Annotated in this window: 21 protein-coding genes; 20 read left to right on the forward strand and 1 reads right to left on the reverse strand. The window is 57.0% G+C overall.

Annotated elements, in window-relative coordinates; translation table 11 throughout:
• The 3 genes from FJY67_01125 to FJY67_01135 all read left to right on the forward strand — a co-directional run.
• The coding region (locus FJY67_01125) for a choice-of-anchor D domain-containing protein (protein MBM3328061.1) at positions 1–2,325 on the forward strand (2,325 nt) is incomplete at its 5' end.
• The gene (locus FJY67_01130; GenBank protein MBM3328062.1) at positions 2,322–4,151 is read left to right on the forward strand and encodes a hypothetical protein; all 1,830 of its coding nucleotides are present in this window, start codon (positions 2,322–2,324) and stop codon (positions 4,149–4,151) included. The genes FJY67_01125 and FJY67_01130, both read left to right, overlap by 4 nt.
• Before the next feature lie 14 nt (positions 4,152–4,165).
• Complete coding sequence (locus FJY67_01135; protein ID MBM3328063.1) at positions 4,166–4,738, forward strand: hypothetical protein; 573 nt, start codon at positions 4,166–4,168, stop codon at positions 4,736–4,738.
• 96 nt (positions 4,739–4,834) lie between these two features.
• Here FJY67_01135 and FJY67_01140 read toward each other — a convergent pair whose 3' ends face one another.
• Positions 4,835–5,503 (reverse strand): carboxypeptidase regulatory-like domain-containing protein, encoded by a 669-nt coding sequence (locus FJY67_01140; protein ID MBM3328064.1) that lies wholly within the window; start codon positions 5,501–5,503, stop codon positions 4,835–4,837.
• Positions 5,504–5,888: 385 nt separating this feature from the next.
• Here FJY67_01140 and sdhC point away from each other — a divergent pair, with 385 nt between their 5' ends.
• The 17 genes from sdhC to FJY67_01225 all read left to right on the forward strand — a co-directional run bounded on the left by sdhC (position 5,889) and on the right by FJY67_01225 (position 19,630).
• Positions 5,889–6,446, forward strand: a complete 558-nt coding sequence (gene sdhC / locus FJY67_01145; GenBank protein ID MBM3328065.1) for a succinate dehydrogenase, cytochrome b556 subunit — start codon at positions 5,889–5,891, stop codon at positions 6,444–6,446.
• A complete protein-coding gene (gene sdhD, locus FJY67_01150; GenBank protein MBM3328066.1) occupies positions 6,439–6,813 on the forward strand; it encodes a succinate dehydrogenase, hydrophobic membrane anchor protein in 375 nt (124 codons plus the stop codon). The genes sdhC and sdhD overlap by 8 nt, the downstream gene beginning before the upstream one ends.
• 11 nt (positions 6,814–6,824) lie before the next feature.
• Positions 6,825–8,561: a succinate dehydrogenase flavoprotein subunit gene (locus FJY67_01155; GenBank protein ID MBM3328067.1), complete on the forward strand. Its 1,737-nt coding sequence runs from the start codon at positions 6,825–6,827 to the stop codon at positions 8,559–8,561.
• Between the two features lie 388 nt (positions 8,562–8,949).
• On the forward strand, positions 8,950–9,141 hold the full coding sequence (locus FJY67_01160; protein MBM3328068.1) for a type II toxin-antitoxin system HicB family antitoxin: 192 nt from the start codon (positions 8,950–8,952) through the stop codon (positions 9,139–9,141).
• Positions 9,138–9,314 (forward strand): type II toxin-antitoxin system HicA family toxin, encoded by a 177-nt coding sequence (locus tag FJY67_01165; protein MBM3328069.1) that lies wholly within the window; start codon positions 9,138–9,140, stop codon positions 9,312–9,314. The genes FJY67_01160 and FJY67_01165 overlap by 4 nt, the downstream gene beginning before the upstream one ends.
• A 149-nt stretch (positions 9,315–9,463) precedes the next feature.
• Positions 9,464–9,787 (forward strand): DUF4258 domain-containing protein, encoded by a 324-nt coding sequence (locus tag FJY67_01170; GenBank protein MBM3328070.1) that lies wholly within the window; start codon positions 9,464–9,466, stop codon positions 9,785–9,787.
• Positions 9,788–9,816: 29 nt separating this feature from the next.
• On the forward strand, positions 9,817–10,023 hold the full coding sequence (locus tag FJY67_01175) for a YgiT-type zinc finger protein (protein ID MBM3328071.1): 207 nt from the start codon (positions 9,817–9,819) through the stop codon (positions 10,021–10,023).
• A gap of 10 nt (positions 10,024–10,033) precedes the next feature.
• Complete coding sequence (locus FJY67_01180) at positions 10,034–11,059, forward strand: hypothetical protein (GenBank protein MBM3328072.1); 1,026 nt, start codon at positions 10,034–10,036, stop codon at positions 11,057–11,059.
• Positions 11,060–11,075: 16 nt separating this feature from the next.
• Complete coding sequence (locus FJY67_01185) at positions 11,076–11,648, forward strand: hypothetical protein (protein ID MBM3328073.1); 573 nt, start codon at positions 11,076–11,078, stop codon at positions 11,646–11,648.
• Between the two features lie 463 nt (positions 11,649–12,111).
• Complete coding sequence (locus FJY67_01190; protein ID MBM3328074.1) at positions 12,112–12,444, forward strand: type II toxin-antitoxin system PemK/MazF family toxin; 333 nt, start codon at positions 12,112–12,114, stop codon at positions 12,442–12,444.
• A 103-nt stretch (positions 12,445–12,547) separates the two neighbouring features.
• A complete protein-coding gene (locus tag FJY67_01195) occupies positions 12,548–12,736 on the forward strand; it encodes a hypothetical protein (GenBank protein ID MBM3328075.1) in 189 nt (62 codons plus the stop codon).
• Complete coding sequence (locus FJY67_01200) at positions 12,721–12,936, forward strand: type II toxin-antitoxin system RelE/ParE family toxin (protein MBM3328076.1); 216 nt, start codon at positions 12,721–12,723, stop codon at positions 12,934–12,936. Before FJY67_01195 ends, FJY67_01200 begins: the two co-directional genes overlap by 16 nt.
• Positions 12,937–13,231: 295 nt before the next feature.
• Complete coding sequence (locus tag FJY67_01205) at positions 13,232–13,942, forward strand: succinate dehydrogenase iron-sulfur subunit (protein ID MBM3328077.1); 711 nt, start codon at positions 13,232–13,234, stop codon at positions 13,940–13,942.
• A 176-nt stretch (positions 13,943–14,118) separates the two neighbouring features.
• Positions 14,119–15,873 carry an AMP-binding protein gene (locus FJY67_01210; protein ID MBM3328078.1) on the forward strand — a complete coding sequence of 585 codons (1,755 nt, stop codon included), beginning with the start codon at positions 14,119–14,121 and terminating at the stop codon, positions 15,871–15,873.
• A 151-nt stretch (positions 15,874–16,024) separates the two neighbouring features.
• Positions 16,025–16,942 carry a DMT family transporter gene (locus FJY67_01215; protein ID MBM3328079.1) on the forward strand — a complete coding sequence of 306 codons (918 nt, stop codon included), beginning with the start codon at positions 16,025–16,027 and terminating at the stop codon, positions 16,940–16,942.
• The gene (locus FJY67_01220; protein ID MBM3328080.1) at positions 16,939–18,321 is read left to right on the forward strand and encodes an FAD-binding protein; all 1,383 of its coding nucleotides are present in this window, start codon (positions 16,939–16,941) and stop codon (positions 18,319–18,321) included. Before FJY67_01215 ends, FJY67_01220 begins: the two co-directional genes overlap by 4 nt.
• Before the next feature lie 181 nt (positions 18,322–18,502).
• On the forward strand, positions 18,503–19,630 hold the full coding sequence (locus tag FJY67_01225) for a hypothetical protein (GenBank protein ID MBM3328081.1): 1,128 nt from the start codon (positions 18,503–18,505) through the stop codon (positions 19,628–19,630).
• Positions 19,631–19,663: the final 33 nt, after the last annotated feature.

Consider the following 19,663-nt stretch of genomic DNA (forward strand, 5'->3'; position numbering starts at 1 on the left):
GGTTCGAATCCGGACGGTGTAACGAATGACGAGACCTCGCTCTATGTTCTCACGGATGGAGTGGACAAGAGCGACGACCGCCTCACCCGTCTCACCGTGCAGGCTGAAGGCGGCGTTCGGCTTTCGACGCTTTATCATAATTACGGTTCGGTCGTTATCGATGACGAGCGCGGTTGGACGTTATGGGTCTATAACGACGGCGCGCAGGCGGCCGAACTGATCGATATCGAAACGGCGGACGGGAATCCCAACATCTTCATTGCCGAACATTGGCGCTTTCCGCAGCGTATCGCTCCCGGGGATTCAGCCGGTCTTACGATCACCTTCTCACCGGCTTGGGTCGATTCGGTTCACATTCGCTTTGGCCTCACCTTTGACCTTGACCGGGTGACGAACTGGGTCGATCTTCGCGGCAAGGGTGTGCGTCGTCAACGGGATATAATCGTCCCCAACCGGGCGATCGACTTCGGTGTGGTCTATTCCGGTCAGTTCGTCCGCTCCTCGGGAATGCGAACTTTGTTTATCGAGAACAACGGCGGCGAACCACTCACTATTCAATCGATGATCTTCGGTGACGACGAGTTTACCTTCGGCTATTATCAACTGCCGGTAACGCTTCGCGAACCGGGACTTTACCGTATTCCGATCTTCTTTCGTCCTCGAGCCGCCGGACGCTTCAACAGCACCTTGACGATCTTCTCGGACGACCCCGACTCAGCCCGGATAACGGTGCGACTATCGGGTATGTCCGAATCGCGCAACTATCCCGGTGGAGCGCTGTTATGGTCCACTGAGGTAGGCACAAACAACCTTCCCGGCCAGACAGTTCGAGCCATTCTCGACATCTCGGACATCACCAGCGACAATCTTGCCGACGTGGTCATCGCCGGCAACGACTATAAGATCGAGAGTTTCCACGCCGCATCATCTCAATCTTCGACCCGGGTTTGGACCTACCGGACCGATCTTAATCCCTGGCGCAGTGGACTGGTGCCGGGGCCAAGAGCTATATCGGGCGGTGAAGACTGGGATAACGACCGGATCGGAGAGGTTGTCGTCGGTCTGGGCGGGCGGGCGCTTTCGGTCGTTACCCTATCCGGACGCACCGGTCAGGAGTTGCGCGTATTCGATACGCACCACTTGCCGGGGGGTGGTGGTGAAGTAAAGATCGTTCAAGCGTACCATGATCTGACCGGGGACCGGGTGCGCGACATCTTTGCCGGCTGCGCTGCAGTCAGTGAAGTCAACGCCACTAACGGCGCCTTCGTCATCAACGGGCGGACCGGCCAATTGGCATGGTTCACCCCGACTACCGGCCGGGTTCGGGACATATTCGAAATCGGGGACGTTTCAGGGGACGAAGTCGTCGATCTTGTGGTAGTCTGCGAAAATGGGGATGTGTTGGCGCTCGATGGGGCAAGGGGACGGCTTCTTTGGGAAGCGTCGGTCTTCGGCACGATCTGTTCGCAATTCGCGATAAGCGATGTGAACCGCGACGGAAGCCGGGACGTAACCATCGTTACGACCGCCAGCGGCATCAGTATGTTCAACGGTTCGAACGGTGTCCGGCTATGGCTGGCGGGAGCCGGCGTAAGGGCTTTCGAACAGATCAACAACGCCGTCCCAATGGATGACGTTAATGGCAACGGCAGCCATGACATTGCCGTTGGTGACGGGGTCGCGTTTGCCCGCGCCATCGACGGACGAACCGGTGCCGCAGTCTGGGACACAACGATCAACCTCGGCTCAGCCTGTTGGTCTATTGCAACCATGCAGGACATCGATAACGACGGCAAACGCGACTTGCTGTTCGGGACTTCAGTCGGCCGCCTTTACGCCATTTCGGCCAGCGGTCGTAACGGACTATGGTCATATAGCAACGTTCAGGAGGGTCATGGTTTTCGCATAGTCACCGCTACCCGGGACCTGGACGGCAATGGCCAAACCGATGTCGTTGCAGGTATGGAAAACGGCAGCGTTTATTGTTTCGCCGGTTCTTATGTCGGACTTGCGGTGCCGGACGTTGAACAGACTCCACTCCAGCCGCAAACCGTGTTACTGAATCCGGCCTGGCCCAATCCCTTCAACGGCAGCGTCAATTTGCCGTTATTCCTTGCCGCTCCGGCACCGGCCGAGTTGCGGATCTTCGACCTTGCCGGTCGCGAGGTCTATCGCTACGGACCGATCTTGCTCACTACCGGTGAGCACCGGCTCACCTGGCCGGGAGTCACGAAAGCCGGACTTCCCGCCGCAAGTGGTTTCTATCTGGTGAGGCTTACAGCAAACGGCAGCGAGGTCGTTCGTTCGATCGAGTTGATGCGATGACGAGCCTGAAATTGAAAGTACTGAGAATCGTGCTGCTCTGCGCCGTTATGGGCGTTGGCCTGAGTTCTTTGGTCCTGGCCGAGCCGTCGAATATGTTCCCTCGCACGGATGATCCTGAACTCTGGGGCTTTTATATTGTTGATAGCCCGACATTGCCCCGGAGAGACGATCCGGACCGGGTCGGCTTTCTCTTTGGCTGGCCGCGTCAGATGTCAGCCGAAACGCCTGCCTGGGGGCGAACGCCGACGCTGCTCGACATCGATGCCAACGGCGACCTGGAGGTTGGTGCGATGAGCGGAGACTTGAAACTGCACATCTATCAGCACGACGGCGCCTATTATCCCGGCTTTCCAACCCGACAGCACTTCGGAGGCCGTCCGCAGGCTTGGGTTAACCCCAATCATCCGATCACAACGGCAGTCGGGGAGTTCGATGGCAACGGCCGGCTCGATCAAGGCTGGTGTGCCGACATCGGCTTTCTGCACATTACTGGCGAGTCAGGCGACGAACCGCATCCCTATCCTCTTGACCTGGGGCGTAATCTGCGCTTTGGCTTGCCGGGGATGATCGATCTGGAAGGTAACAACCGGGTCGAGGTCGTCTTCCATCGCTATCATGCATCGCTCGACTCTCAACGGGCGCTGCTCGACGTTGTCAATGACGAAGGTACCTCGCTTGAAGGCTGGCCAGTGGCTTATGAAGGCGGGAGCAATTCATCGCCGGCAGTGGGGGATATCGATGGCGACGGCCGAATGGACATTGTGATTGGGTCGCGGCGCAGCGGCAATGCTTTGGGTGGAGTTTGGGCTTTCCGGCAGGATGGAGTCCGGCTGGGAGGCTTTCCGGTGCGGAGGTATGAGACTATTGGGGGTCCAATTGCGCTCGCCGATTTAGACCGCGACGGACGGCTTGAGATTATCCTTTGGGCGCAACTGGCCGACAGCACGCGAGGCGGCATTTTTGCTTTTAACTATCGCGGTGAAGTTGCCGAAGGCTTCCCGGCGATTACCCGGAGTGGTCATCCAACCGGGTCGGTGGCGATTGCCGATATGGACGGCGATCGCTCGCCGGAAATCGCCTTCGGAACCTTCGATCCCGAGCGAGGTGCGCAGATCTACGTCTGGAATGCCGGCGGACGTCTCCTGAATGGCTACCCAGTGACGCTCGGAGGTCCTGCCGTCGTAGGCTCGGTGATCCTTGCCGATGTGAGTGGCGACCGCCTGGCCGATGTGATAGCAGCGGTGGCTCCCACCGAAGGCGGACAAGGCCACATTGCTGCTTTCGATATGCACGGTCGTCCCGTAGAGGGATTTCCCATCTCCCTTGTGGAGTGGGGTGGAGGTGCACTCGCCGGAACGCCGACCGTCGGTGACCTCAACCGTGATGGCAGCAACGACTTGATGGCCGTTACCATTTCCGGCCGGTTATTGGCTTGGAACACTCCCGGCGCACCGGCGGCAGACGAATGGCCGACCGAGCGCGGCTCGATGGCGCGATTGGGACTCCGTCCCGCAGACTTTCCCCGTGCCGTCGGGTCCGAAGGTCGAAGCACGTTGCCGACGCGCTCTTCGCTTAAGGTGGCTCCCAATCCCTTCAACGGTTTTGCGACGATAAGCCTGACCCTCACCCGACCGGAGGAAGCCGGCTTGCGTATCTATGACGTTTCCGGACGGCTCTGCAGCAGGCTCGACTATGGGCGTCTTGCTTCGGGAGTGCATCGCTTGACGCTCGACGTGCGACAGACCGGACTCACGCCCGGAATCTACTATTTACGCTGGGGACAAGGGAGCGCACCTTTGACCGAGACCCTGCTCTACCTGCCGTAATGCTATCAAGTGAGTTGCCATACAATGCGCCGGTTGTTGCGCTCTTGCGCCACCGGCGCTTTCGTTTCTATATTCTCCCCATCCGGTTTCGCCGGAGTATCCTGCAAAACGACTCTGTTCACATGAAGAAAGGATTCCCTGTGGGTCGATCGGGTAACCTGACCACGATGGCTGCCGCACTTCTGATCTTGCTGGCCGGTATGGCCGGTTGCGGCGGTAAGAAGCAGTCAAGCGACGAAGCCGCACTTGAACTTTTCGCCCAGGCGCAGGAACTGCAGAAGGAGGAGAAGTTTTCTGATGCGGTGCGCATCTATCGCCAGATCGTGCGCGATCACAGTTCGACCCGCCAGGGGATCAACTCGCAGTTTATGATCGGCTATATTTATGCCAATCATATCCGGGATCTCGAGCAAGCGCGCATCGAACTTAGCCGGTTCATCGAGAAGTATGGCTCTACGGCGGACTCAGGTTTGGTAGCAGGCGCGAGGTTCGAATTGGAATACCTCGGAAAGAACATCGACGAGATACCGATTCTCTCAACGATGGGGACCGCTGAGAGCGGCGTCGATACCGCCGACGGAAGGTAACGGCATTCGGAGGGGGGGTGAGAGTAGTAAGGGGCTGTCCCGAAGATCGGGACAGCCCCTTCGTTTCTGCGGCCTGGGAGCAGCAGATCGGACTGACTATCGGCGGCCGGCTTGCAACGTGATCTCGACTTCCTCGGTCTCATCCTGAATAACCTCGGCGCGAGCACGACCGATGCCGACACCGCGCAGACCGGCGGTTACGACATAGTTGCCGACCGGGATGTTCTCAAAGGAAATCTGGCCATTTGCGTCGGTCTCACCGTGGAAGTGGGCACGAATCATGCCCCGGCGATGAAGCCTAACCGGCATCACGATGACGCGGGCGCCTTCAACGGCATTGCCTTCGGCATCGAGAACCGTGATTGCGATGTCACCAGTTACGACGTCGCCGCCGCCACCACCACCGCCACCGCCGCCGCCCATATGGCCCTGCAGACGGAGTTCGACGTTCAGGTCGGCATCAGCTACTCGTAGTTCAGCGCGAGCGCCACCGGCTACGCGATGCATTGCCATGATGATGTAATTGCCGGACGGCACAGCACGGAACCCGAAGCGGCCTTCACCATCGGTTTCTGCACGGGCAACGAAAGGACGCATATTGCGGCCCATCATCATGCCCTGAATCGTCACCTGCGCTCCCGCTACGGCAGCGCCGTCAGCGTCGAGCACGACTCCGTTGACGGCCGCGTCCGCGAACGCCGGCATCGCCGAAAAGCCGAGCACGAAGCCCAAGGCTACGATGGTTAGAATCTTGATCCCCTTCATAATGTCTCCCTTGTGGTTGTGTTAGGTTGAACTATTGCTCTGCGGGTTGCTTCAACAGAGGTTGAATGCTTTCGGTTTGACTTTTCGCAAAGGGTATGCCAACTCGAAATCAGGCACAAATACGCCTTGAAGTCTGCGCTTCCCTGCGAAGGTTGTGCTGCCTGCTGTGAACGCTGTTCGCACCAGCATGACTACAGTCCAGTTTTTCAGGCTCATATTGGCCGGTCATTGAAGCCCCTGGCTTCAGGATACTTGACACTGCTCACTCGCGTTTCCATATTGTTATAAGCATTTGCGTTCAGTAGGACAGACATTCTTGTCTGTCCGTGCTTGTCTGTCCGTGCTTCCGACGGCAGTTTGCTATCCATGTGTAGGACAGACAAGAATGTCTCTCCTACTGAAAACGTGTCCGACTGAATGCAAATTGGTATTACATACCGGCATTGCCGGATCAATAGAACTACGTTGGAGGTGCCTCTTGCACTACAAATGGAAGACCGGGATGCTGGCTTGGGTCCTCTTCCGGGTAACCGGGCTGGCTCTGGTCGGTTATCTTGCGATGCACATCATCGTTATTAGCAATCTACACGACCCCGCCAAGTTCGACGAGACGATGCGGTTTCTCGGCTCCTGGCAGTTCCGGGTGCTCGAAATCGGCCTTTTCTTCATCGTCCTCTATCACGCACTTAACGGCGTCCGTATCTTTATCGTTGACTTCTGGGGCGGAGCCGTCCATCAGGCAAAACTCTTCTGGGGGCTGGCGACTCTCGGAGTGATCCTCTTTGCCGCCGGCACCTATCCGATGCTCTCCCATGCCCTCTATTGGAAGGACGTCCAGAGTGGCAAAATTGAGCATCACGGATCCGGCTACGGCGGTGCCGGGCAACCGGTGAACAAGTCTGTTGCTGCAGGCTCAACGTCGCAGGAGGCCAAAGATGACTAACCGCGACCGCGGACTCGGCTCTGGCGGAGCCTTTCATTGGTTCTTCCAACGGATCACCGGCGCAGTCCTCCTGATCGCGCTCCTGCTTCACTTCTGGGTCCTCCATTTCTTCCCGCCCGATCACGGCAACATCACCTACGAGACGGTGATGGCGCGCCTGCAGCATCCACTTTGGAGAACCATCGACCTCCTCTTTCTGGTAGTCGGCCTCTATCACGGAATGAACGGCGTAGTGCTCGTCGTTCACGACTATGTCCGCGCCAAAGGCTGGCGGATGGCAATTGTCGGGGCGCTCTGGGTGGCTACGATCGTTTTCCTTATTGTCGGGTCGATGACCATCCTCGGCCTCGCGGGAGGTAGAGCCTAATGGCTGATGTGATGATCCACAAGTTCGACGCCGTCGTAATCGGCGCCGGGCTGGCCGGTCTTAGAGCCGCGCTGGAACTGTCGCGCCACTTCGGAACCGCCTGCATCACCAAGGTCTTTCCGACGCGGTCGCATTCAGGGGCCGCTCAAGGCGGAATCGCCGCCTCGCTCGGCAACCTTGACGACGATAACTGGGAGTTCCATATGTTCGACACCGTCAAAGGGTCGGACTACCTGGGCGACCAGGATGCCATCGAGCAGATGGTGCGCGAAGCTCCTGACGTCGTGATCGACCTTGAGCACCTTGGAGTGCCCTTCAGCCGGACGCCGGAGGGCCGTATCGCCCAGCGTATGTTCGGCGGACATACCCTCAACTACGGCGAAAAGCCGGCACTTCGAGCATGTTACTCTGCCGACTATACCGGGCACGTCGTTCTGCACACGCTCTACGAACAGACCATCAAGCACCACACGCGGTTCTTCAGCGAATTTCAGGCCCTGGCGCTCCTGATCGAGAATGACACCTGTGTCGGCTGCGTGGCTTGGGATATACGAAATGGCGGACTGCACGTCTTCCACTGCCGGGTTCTGGTAATGGGGACGGGCGGCTATGGTCGGGCTTTCAAGATCACTTCGAACGCCCACGCCAACACCGGCGACGGGCTCGGTCTGGTGATGCGCCAGGGACTTCCGCTGCAGGATATGGAGTTCGTCCAGTTCCATCCGACCGGCCTCTGGAAGCAGGGCATATTGGTAACCGAGGGCGCCCGCGGCGAAGGCGGTTATCTCCTCAACAAGGACAACGAGCGCTTCATGCAGCGCTATGCCCCCAAGTTGATGGAACTGGCGCCGCGCGACATGGTCTCGCGCTCAATGCAGCAGGAGATCGATGAAGGCCGGGGCTTGCCCGGCAGCGAGTTTGGCGATTACATCCTGCTCGACCTCCGGCACCTCGGCAAGGAGAAGATCCTCGAGCGCCTGCCCCAGATTCACGATCTGGCGATGAACTTTTCCGGCGTCGATTGCTTCACCGAGCCGATCCCGATCCAACCTACGGCGCACTACTCGATGGGCGGCATCCCGGTCGATAACGGCTGCCATGTGCTGAAAAACGGCAGACTCGCGCGGATCACCGGGCTATACGCCGCCGGGGAGTGCTCGTGCGTCTCAGTGCATGGCGCCAACCGGCTTGGCTGCAACTCGCTGCTGGAGGCGGTTACCTTTGGCCGGTTTGCTGGCCGGTCGGCGCTCGCCGATTTGCCGCATATCCAGTGGAGCGACCTGCCGAAGAGTCCACGCGAGCAGGCTCAGGAAGAGGTAAGCCGCCTCCTGTCGGCGAACGGTTCCGAAAAGGTGGCTAACATCCGGGCTGAACTGCAGGCTTCGATGACGGCGCGATGCGGCGTCTTTCGCAACGGGACCGACCTGGCTGCGCAACTGGCGTTCGTGAGCGATCTTCAAGATCGCTTCCGGCGAATCCGCCTTGACGACAAAGGGATGATCTTCAACACCGACCTGATGGAAGCCATCGAGTTGGGGCATCTGCTCGAGTTCGCCGAGGTGATCGTTTCCGGAGCGTTAGGCAGGGAGGAGTCGCGTGGAGCTCACTCCCGAAAGGACTTCCCCAAGCGCGACGACGGCAACTGGCTAAAGCACACGCTTGCCTGGCGCCGGCCTGAGGGCGGGATCGAGTTCGATTGGCGTCCGGTGGTGATCTCGCGGTTTGAGCCGAAAGAGAGAGTATATTAGTAGGACAGGTTTCCGAACCTGTCTTTTCCACGCGGGCGGGAATGTATCTGAGAAGCATCGTCATTCTCGCGCGGGTGGGAATCCAGATGGACTGGCTAATCTCAATGCCGGATCACGTTGAGTCCGGCACATTTCAAAGGAGGTTACGATGGCTAAAGGCGGCAGCAGTTCCGGCGGTGGCAAAGGCTCTGGCGGCGGCGGCGGAAAGGGAGGCGGTAGTGGAGGTGGAGGAGGAAAAGGTGGTGGGCAAGGTCCGGGTGGAAACTGGCCAAGCTCCACTGGAAAACCCTCAGGCGGTGGACGCAATCCTGGCCCGAAGTGAATGGAATGGGGAAGGGCGGGTGTCATGCCCGCCCTTTGCCCCAATCAACAGTGTAAGGACGACGTAATGCAAACACTCGACTACTCTTTCTACGAAGATGACGGCTGGCTGGTCGGCTGGCTGCTCGATTATCCCGACTACCAAACGCAGGGCGAGTCGATCGAGGAACTCGAGGAAAATCTCCGAGACATTTTCGACGATATTACGGACGGATATATACCTCATGTCCGCAGGATCGGGCACTTGACTATCCAATGAAGCGAGGGGATCTCATTCGCCAGTTGGAAAACCTTGGCTGCATCCTGATCCGCCACGGCAAGAGGCACGATTGGTATCAGAATCCATTGACCAAAGCGTCTCAACCTGTGCCCAGGCACAACGAGATCCGGGATACGCTTGCTCGCGACATCATCAAGAGGTTGAAGGGTTGAGGCAAAGAGGCAATATGGATGACCGCCGCACCCGCGCCGACATCGAGCCAATCCTTCGCGAGGTGGTCGAAATCCTCGTGCGCGACTACCAGCCGGAGTTGATCATCCTTTACGGAATGATTAAAGGACGGTTCATGGAGATTAACTGATTGCAGTTTTGGCTTGGAACCGGCTGGATGAAAGCCTTAAGAGAACGTCTTGTTGCGTGGCAGATTCATGCCAGCGAGAGGATGGCTGAACGCGGATTTACTCGCGCCGCAGTTCTGGAGGCGTTGGTAGATGCGGAATGTATTGAGAGTTATCCGGATGACATACCATTTCCGAGCGCACTGTTTCTTGGTTGCGATAATGGACGACCAATACATATTGTAGCATCGCTTGACCATAGTGTCGGAATCATTCACATCATCACGGTCTATGAACCGGATGTGAGCCGGTTTGAACCTGGATTTAGAAAACGGAGACCAAATTGAGATATAAACTCCGGGAAGGGCTCTGTCCCATTTGCGGCGGTGACCGCAGGCCAGGCACAACTCTGTTTTCAGCCGACATCGGGTCCGGCGTCGTTGTCGTGCGGCGGGTCCCCGCCTCGGTCTGTGCACAGTGCGGCGAGGCACTCATCGACGATGAGACCGCCGCCCAACTTGAATCCATTGTGGTGGAAGCCCGCGAAAAGAAGCGGCTGGTAGAAGTGATGGAGATGGGGTGAGGGTTAAGGAATGAAGAATCAAGACCGCCGCACCCGCGCCGACATCGAGCCAATCCTTCGCGAGGTGGTCGAAATCCTCGTGCGCGACTACCAGCCGGAGTTGATCATCCTTTACGGCTCGTATGCCTGGGGGAACCCGACGCGGCATAGCGACATCGATCTGTTTATCGTGAAGAAGACGGATAAGGATCGCATCGACCGCTATGTTGAGGCAGCAGGATTGATTTTCAAGCCGGACCGCCATATTGCATTACAGCCTAACATCTACACGCCGTCGGAACTGGCTGCCAGAATGCGAATCGGCGATTATTTCGTAGAAGAAGTCCTCACAAAAGGAAAGGTGCTTATCGCAGTACAAAGGCTTCTGATCAGACTATGCCGGAATCCTCCCCTCCCCGGAGTGTGGCTTCGAATCGATGCGGCGCCATGCGGGGAGATGCCGTTTGCTGGACGGAACCGTGGTGCAGCGCCTCGAGCGCTGGCACTGCTTCTCCTGCGGATCAGACTTCTTCGACCCGCAGGCGATGGACAAAATCGCCGCAGAGCGGCTGCGGCAGCGCGGCGCACGGAAGACAAAGCGACGGGAGCCGGAATATGCGTGAGACGAGCGTCATTCAGTCGTAGCGCCGCAACCTCACCTTTCTGCTGCGAACGACCGCAAAAAACGCACAAACTCTGGGTCTGGAAGGCTTATTTTCGTGATTCAGGGCGACTCATTGATTGGGAATGCGGTGGTCGTGATCAATCTACCTTCCAGCGGCTTATGAACCGGCCTAAGCGATGGAAAACGGAAGTCTATTGCACTGACAACTGGAACGCATACGCCTTGGAGATAGAACCTGAAAAGCACTGTATCACCAATCTGGAGACCACTGCAATCGAGCGAGATAACGGACGACAAAGGCATTGGCTGGGACGGTTTCGTCGCCGGTCGGTGATCATCTCCAGATCGGCTGAGATGGCAGACCTGAGCATTGCACTTTTTGCACACCACAGGATCAACGGTGACATGCAAGGACTACCACTTCTTGGTTAATACTCTCATCACATCAATGCCAATCAAGTATACTCTTCGTATTGCTCTCTTCACTGCGCTTATCTTGCTGGTGCCATTGACGGCGATGCAGTTCACAGATGAAGTTGACTGGAGCCTGTCCGATTTCGTCATTGCAGGTGTTCTTCTGTTTGGCGCCGGTCTCGTATATAAAGTGGTCACTAATAGGGGGGGCACTACCGCTTACAGGGTCGCTGCAGGCGTTGCGATCTTTGCGGCGTTGATGCTCTTCTGGGTGAACGGCGCAGTCGGGCTCATAGGCAGTGAGAACAATCCCGCCAACCTAATGTATCTTGGGGTTATCGGTATAGGCATCATCGGAGGTGGAATCGTGCGCTTCAAGCCGGGTGGAATGGCGCGAGTAATGTTCGCAGTGGCGTTGGCTCAGGCTCTGATCCCCTTGTTTGCGCTGATAATCTGGAAATATCAGGCCATCCCTGAGAGACTCTTTTGGGGCGCACTGGGGGGCACAGGTGTTTTCACTTTCAATTCTATCTTCGTTATGCTGTTTGCCGTCTCCGCTTTTCTCTTTCGCCATGCCGGCTCGTTAAAGAAGTTATCCTCGTCTTAGAAAGAGCAAACTATCTGTTAATGTGTGAGTTCAATATCCCCATGAAAATCCCTACCCAAGCCATCGAAACCACCGGCATCGATGACGCTGCCAACCGCCTTCTACTCGATGAGGTTTTGCGGGTTAAGACCGATACATGCGTTTAGGTGTTGGACAGAGGGCGAAACCGAAGAAGTGGCGCTGGAGATCTGGATTCCCCCCTTCGCGGGAATGACAAGGCCAAACAAGACTCGCTAAATCTATGAACTCTAACTTGTGAACTCGAACCCTGAGAGCTTTATGACCACATCTGAATTAGACACAATCGCCGAGCGCATCCGCCGCCTTCCGCCGGACCGCCTCCGCGAGGTGATAGACTTCATCGCATTCATCGAGTCGCGCTCCGATACGAGACGTTCGAGAATATGCTCGCCTCACTGGAGGTTCTGGCAAGGGATTGGGACACGCCGGAAGAGGACGCGGCTTGGGCGAAGTTGTAAAAGGCGATATCGTCGTCATGCCCTTCCCCTTTTCGGACTTGAGCAAGTCGAAACGGCGGCCCGCTCTTGTTCTTGCGACTTTGCCTGGCGACGATGTCATCCTCTGTCAAATCACCAGCGTTGACCGCAATGATCGCTGGGCTTTGCCGTTGAGCGATGGTGACATTGAGGGCGGCGCGCTGGGGCAGCCGGGTTTCATTCGCCCTGCTCGACTGTTCACTGCCGATTGCAGAGTCATCATCTATCGCGTTGGCCGAGTTCGACATTCTCTCCAAGATAAAGTCGTCGAGCAGATTTTGCGGATATTGCGAGCATAAGAAGACCCCTTAGACCCGTGAACTCAATTCCATGAAAACCCATACCCAAGCCATCGAAACCACCGGCATCATTGACGCTGCCAACCTTAAGGCCCGAAAGAACATGAACACACCCAAAGAATCCCTGGTCGAACTTGCCCGCAATCTTCCTGAGGGCGCCACCTACGACGACATTATCTACCGCCTCCACGTTCTATCCAAGACCGAACGGGGGCTTAGGGCGGAGGCCGAGGGCCGGCTGATCAGCGTTGAGGAGGCCAGGAAGAGAACATCGCAATGGCGCTCAAAGTAGTCTGGACCGAACCGGCTGCCCAAGAACTAAATGACATTGCCGCCTTCATCGCCATCGACTCGCCGCACTACGCCCAAGTCGTGGAAGACCGCATTCATGAAGCCGCCGACAGTCTTGTTCACTTCCCAGACGAAACCGCGTCGTGCCTGAACTTGACCGTGAAGACATCCGTGAGGTATTCGTCTATGATTATAGAGTAATCTATCGGCTGACGCAGAAGAAATCCGGATAATTATGGTGCTTCACGGGGCGCGAGATGCACGCAGAATTTTGGGCGATGCGAATGGCGAGTTCTATTCTCCTACGTCGGCGGCTGACTAAATGAGGAAGACGCTCAAGAGTTGTGATCCTTTCGCCTACTCCGTCACCCTTTCGTCACCCTTTCGTCACGCCTTATCTCAGTATTGGGTATGGAGTTACGCGGTTTGTGTGACGAAGTGACGATTTTTCCGCTACACCCCCTTTCATTAGCATTGGCATTAGCATTGGCATAGTATGCTCATCACCTTCAAAATTTTCCGCTTCGACCCCAACAACGAAGCGCGCGATAAATCGCCGCGCTACCAGTCGTTCCAGGTCAAAACCCACCCCGGGATGACCGTCCTCGACGCCCTGCATGACATCAAGTGGCAGCAGGACGGCACACTCACCTTCCGGCGCAGTTGCCGGTCGGGCATCTGCGGCTCGTGCGCGATGCAGGTTCACGGCCTCAACCGCCTCGCCTGCGAGACGCAGGTCGAGCCGATGGGGAAGAAGACCATTGTCGTCGATCCGCTCCCCGGCTTCAAGGTCTTGCGCGATCTCGCCGTCGATATGGATCCCTTCTATGAGAACATGGCGCGGGTGAAACCGTTCCTCATCAACGACGACCCGCCTCCCGACCGCGAGCGGATTCAATTGCCGGAGGAGTTCCATCACATCGAAGACCCCATCGCCTGTATCATGTGCGGCGCCTGCACCTCGAGTTGCCCCTCGTTCTGGTATGATCAGGACTACATCGGCCCGGCAGCGATGGCCAAAGCCTACCGCTACATCTTCGATACCCGCGACAAGGGGGCGTCCAACCGGCTCGACGTGCTCGACAATAAGCACGGCCTCTGGCGCTGCCATACGATCTTCAATTGCATGGATGCCTGCCCCAAGCGAATCAAAATCACGCAACACATTTCAAGCCTGAAGAAGAAGGTGATCGCGGAAAAGTATTAGGCAGGAACAGTGCGGGCGGACGAGGGCGTCCGCCCGCCAGCAACCGGAGAGGGTGTCCGGTGGCACACCTCAACACGAATCTATGAAGAACGAAGAAACGAAGAAATAATATCTTAAATGATATCGCTTCTGCGCTTCTTTGTGTTGAGAATCGTCAACCCCAACTGGAGAGCCGGTTGACAGACTATGAATCCCACCTGCAAGCCGACTTCGGCCGATACCCACTTGGCGAAATAGTAGGTCGGACAGCCGAACGAGTTGGCGGTCGAATTGCCATGCGCGCCTGGACAGGCGAATCTTACCGGGAGATCGCCTATCCCGATCTCGCCGGTCGTATCGAAGCGGTGGCTAAGTGGCTTGTTGACTACGGCATCAAGCCGGGCGACCGGGTCGCTGTTCTCGGTGAGAACCGACCCGAATGGGGGATGGCATATCTTGGAATCGTTGCTGCCGGCGGGACCGTCGTCCCCGTCGATGCGCTTATGCCCCTGCCCGGCATTCGCCACATCCTCGTCGATTCCGAAGCCCGCCTCCTCTTCGCGACTTCCCGCTTTCTGAAGGACATGGCCGAAACCGAAGAACTCCCTTCGCTTGAGCATCGAATCCTGATCGGAGGCGAACCTGTGGATGGAGCCATCGGATTCAATGAGATTCTCTCTGCCGGATCAGAATCATCTGCGGTGCTGCCTGAAGTATCCCTATCCGACCGAGCCGCGATTCTCTACACCTCGGGCACGACCGGCCACTCCAAGGGCGTCGTTCTAACCCACAACAACATCGCCAGCAACATCGCAGCCTGCTGCCGGGTCTTTCCTCTTGGATCGGACGACACCTTCCTCTCAGTCTTGCCGATTCATCACGCCTTCGAGTCAACAGCAGGATTCCTCTTACCCCTGTACATTGGATGCTCGATCACCTATGCACGTTCGCTGAAGAGTGCCGACATCGTAGCCGACATCAAGAACACCGGCGTAACGTTGATGGTCGGAGTGCCACTTCTCTACGAAAAGATGCACGAAGGCATCGTACGCAATATCAAGAAGAAAGGATGGGCGACGCGGCAAGTGGTTGGCCTGCTGACGACAGTCTCAGCCATAGGAGATAAGGTCGGACTCGAACTCGGAGCGCTGCTCTTTAGGAGCCTTCGCGAAAAGGCTGGGTTGGGAACGGTGCGTTTCTTCATAAGCGGCGGGGGGCCGCTTAACCCGGCTACGGCCCTCTTTTTTCATCGCTTGGGCTTGAGACTGTTACAGGGTTACGGTCTCACCGAAACAAGCCCGGTCTCGCACGTCAATCCGCCCTGGGATGCCCGGTTCGAGACGGTTGGACCGCCGATACCGGGTGTCGAACACCGGATACTCGAACCAAACGCCCAGGGTATTGGTGAAGTCCTCCTTCGTGGTGAGAACATCTTCCTGGGCTACTACAGGAGCGATGAAGCGACACAGGAAGTCATGACCCCGGACGGTTGGTTCCGCACCGGTGACCTGGGGAAGATCCACCCCGACGGCCATTTGCAGATCATGGGCCGAAAGAAGAACATGATCGTTACCGGTGGCGGGAAGAACGTCTATCCAGAGGAGGTGGAGCATTACCTTAACGCTTCCCGATTCATTGCTGAATCGTTGGTTCTGGGTGCGCCAAGGTCCTCAGGTTACGGCGAGGATGTCGTTGCACTGATCCATCCTGAATACGAACAAATCGACCTGCACTTTGAGGAACTGGGCCGAGGTAAGCCGACAGATGCCGATGTCGAAGCCTTGCTAAAGGAGGAACTGCGGCAGACACAAGCCTCACTCGCCGACTACAAACGGGTGCGGCGGTATCGCATCTTAGAGGAGGAGTTTCAGAAAACTTCAACCCGCAAAATCAAGCGCTTTCTCTATAAGGGGACAATGGTCGATGTCGATTCGTCGTCGCGAACGAAGTGAGGCACGCGCTTTATCGTGGACGCAGGCAGGGATACATGATTGACTTGCCAGACGTCGTCCCACTAGCAGTAACAGATACCAGTAACCGAATGCAGGAGGTTGACGCGCCACCTTCCGGGATCAGACCCTGACTCCTGAACACCTCGGCGCGTTGCTCAGCCTTCTAACAGCCCTTTTCTGGGGCAGCGCGGTTATACTCTTCAAGCGCAGCGGTGAGACTGTCCATCCGCTTGCGCTCAACATTTTCAAGAACGTCCTTGCCTTTGTGCTCTTCATTCCGACGGCACTGCTTATCGGTGCGCCGATTTGGATTGAGGTTGAGCCCAAGGTATTGCTGACGATCATGGTAAGCGGCCTGCTTGGTATCGCAATCTCCGACACATTGCTCTTCCAGAGCCTGCAAATGGTTGGCGCCGAACGGAGTGCGATCATTGCCTGCCTCTACAGTCCATTAATCATCGGACTTTCTCACCTTAGGCTGGGCGAAACTCTTCACCCCCTGCAGTGGTTAGGGGTAGTTATGATCGTTGCGGCTGTGTTACTGACCGGGACTGGGTTGAGGAGCGCTCGAACTGTAGTACCCGACGGTGATCTGTCATTGGCGCACCGAATGACTCGCAGGCGTTTAAGGTGGGGCATACTGCTCGGCGTTCTTGCCAATGCTACGTCAGCGATGGGCATCGTCCTGATGAAGCCCTATCTTGCCCAACTGCCGCTGATCTGGGTAAGTGAAGTGCGTCTCGCTACCGGAACGACCATATTGGTTCTATTCACGCTTTTGCTACCGGGGAGACAAGTTATCTTTGGCAGCATATTGCGCAACAGTCGTTGGAACAGCACTATTAGCGGGTCGTTTCTGGGGGCTTATCTGGCGCTTTTGCCCTGGCTGGGTGGATTGAAGTTCGCCCCGGTCTCAGTGGCATCGGCATTGCAGCAACTGAGCAGTGTCTTCATTTTCATATTGGCGGCGATTTTCCTTCGCGAGCCGGTTACTTCAGCAAAAGTCATTGGGATAATGTTAGGTTTGGCCGGTTCAATCCTGGTGATGGTGGGACCGGGCTTACTATGATTTTCCTACGGAGCCGCGATCCAAACCGGCTGCTTAAGCGTCGATTAGGCAGTGAAAAGGTACTCGATAAGCCGGAGGACCTGATCCTCTATGGGATGGATGCGACCAGGGAGCGGGCACTGCCGGAGGCCGTCGTTCTTGCCGAGACGACCGATGACATCCGGATCGTCGTTCAAGCCGCCCTGGAGGAAAGCCGTCCGGTTGTGGCTCGCGGTGCGGGATCCGGGCTGTCGGGAGGCAGCGTTCCGGTCGAAAGAGGGATCGTCGTTTCACTTGAGAAGATGCGGACGATCGAATCCCTCGACGAAGTCAAAAAGATTGCGATCGTCCAACCGGGCGTGATCACCTCGGACTTGCAGACGGCGGCGGCGGAGAAGCGTCTATTCTATCCTCCCGACCCCTCAAGTTACACAGTGAGCACCATCGGCGGGAACGTTGCGGAGAACGCCGGCGGCCTGCGCTGTTTCAAGTATGGTGTGACGTCGCACTATGTCCTCGGCCTCGAGTTTATCGACGGCGAGGGCAACCTGCAAACTACGGGCATATGGTCTATCGAGCATCGGGAGCCCGATCTGACTCCGTTGCTTATCGGGAGTGAGGGGACGCTGGGAGTCATTACCCGTGTCGCTCTTCAGTTGATAGCACTACCGCCGCAGCGAGCTACCCTCGCGGCATGGTTTGCATCATCGAAGGCAGCATTCGAAGGTGTCGAAGCGATCCTGGGTGCCGATCTTGTCCCCTCTATCCTCGAATACATCGACGGATCGGCACTTAGAGCCGCATCCTCTTTTGCCGGGATCGAAGTGCCCGAAGGCACCGGTGCAATGCTCTTGATAGAGGTCGATGGAGATGCAGACGAGGTGATACAGCAACTTGGCCAGGTGCGGCGCGCCCTCAAGGGACTGACTGCCGGTATGGAAGAGGCTGCATCGGATGCGCGCCGGGAGCAGTTCTGGCAACTGCGGCGCAGCATCAGCCCGAGTTTGATTCGCCTCTCGACGGGAAAGATTCACGAGGATATTGCAGTGCCCCGCGATAGACTTGCCGAACTCGCGGAACGTGTCTATCTAATCTCAGCTGAGACAGAACTGCAAATCCCTTGCTATGGTCACGCCGGTGATGGGAATCTCCACGCGGTAGTGCTTTATCGCAAGGAAGATGAAGAAGAGCGCGAACGCTCAAGGCAGGCCTTCGAATCGCTCCTTCATGCAGCCATCGACCTTGGCGGAACCATTACCGGCGAGCATGGCGTAGGGGTCACGAAGCGGGACTATCTTCCCTGGCAGCATAGCCCTGAACTGATATCCTATGGACGCCGCATCAAGCAATTACTCGATCCTCACGGCATATTCAATCCGGGGAAGATATTTGCGCGTTAAAATTACTCCGTGCATCATTTACTGTCTTATTAATGGGTGCAGATAATTGTGGTATTCTCCAGTAGGGCAGGCATTCCTGCCTGCCCTTTGGACGGACAAGAATGTCCGTCCTACTGATGCTACTATTTGATGCCCCGATTAATAATGGAACCACCTTCCAATAAATAAATCGCATAGGAAAATGAGAAACAAATCGACGACTATTACCGCTGCCATGCTCCTCATCGCAGTGGTCGCTTTCGGTCAGGATGCCCCCCCTGCACCGAAGGTCTCGGGGCTGGTCTGGGCATCCTACTGGCATGCCGTAGCCGGCGCTCCCGCAACGGGCAATTACCAACTAAGCGGTGACGGGAATGCCAACGCCTTCCAGATCAAGCGAATCCACTTTACGCTAACAGGCAGCCTCGACGAGAGGTGGTCCTATCGGACAACGCTTGAGGCTGAAGGCACCGGCAACATCACCCCGATCGCCAAATTCGCTTTTCTGAAGGCGGGCTTCAAGTCACCGTTCCCCCATTCTATCACCGTCGGGCTGCAAGGCAATCCGGTTGTCGCCCGAAGCGAGGAGGCGTGGGGCTACCGTCCGGTGCTCTACCCGGCTCGCGAAACCGTTCAGAATACCGTCCTGGCAACGGCTTGGGGGCTGAAGACCCATGCCACAACTGACGTTGGCATTGGCTGGACGGGGCAGATTCACGAGCGCGTCGGTATGGGACTGCTCATCTCCAACGGGAGCGGCTTTAAGGCGCCGGAGGCGGATAGTTACAAGAAGGTCGCCTGGTCTGTCGGGTTCATGCCCATAGCGGGAACGCCGTCGTTGCTCCTTGAACTGTCCGGCGACGCCGAAGCGGGTTACCGGACACCTTCGCCGGACAGAGAACCGCGCATTCGGACATCGCTTGGCCTATTGGCCGTCCAGCAATGGGAAGGCTTACGGCTGGGCATAGACTACTATCGCAAGGCCTACCCGGACGTTAAGACGACGATAGCGGGAAAGTCTTACGAGGCGAGTCTATCGGCGTTGTCATTCTTCAGTCACTTTGACCTGAACGAACGACTGAAAGCCATTGGCCGCTACGACATCTATCAGCCGGTGGAAGATGAGAAGATGTTGGGCAGTGCCTATGGCGGCAAGAGCGGCGAGTCGCTGCTGCTGCTTGGAATCGACTGCCTCTATGGCCCGCCGAAAAGCCACTTCGTTATATCCTTTCAGTTGACGACCTATCAAGCGCAAAAAGGGGCAAATGGAGTCTGGCAGGACCGCGATCCCTACTCACAGGCAGCGGTGGACTGGATTATTACGTTTTGACCGGCGCCAATTCGATGAGCAAAGCAGCCTGAC

This window comes from Calditrichota bacterium, assembly GCA_016867835.1.
In the GTDB taxonomy this organism is placed as follows: domain Bacteria; phylum Electryoneota; class AABM5-125-24; order Hatepunaeales; family Hatepunaeaceae; genus VGIQ01.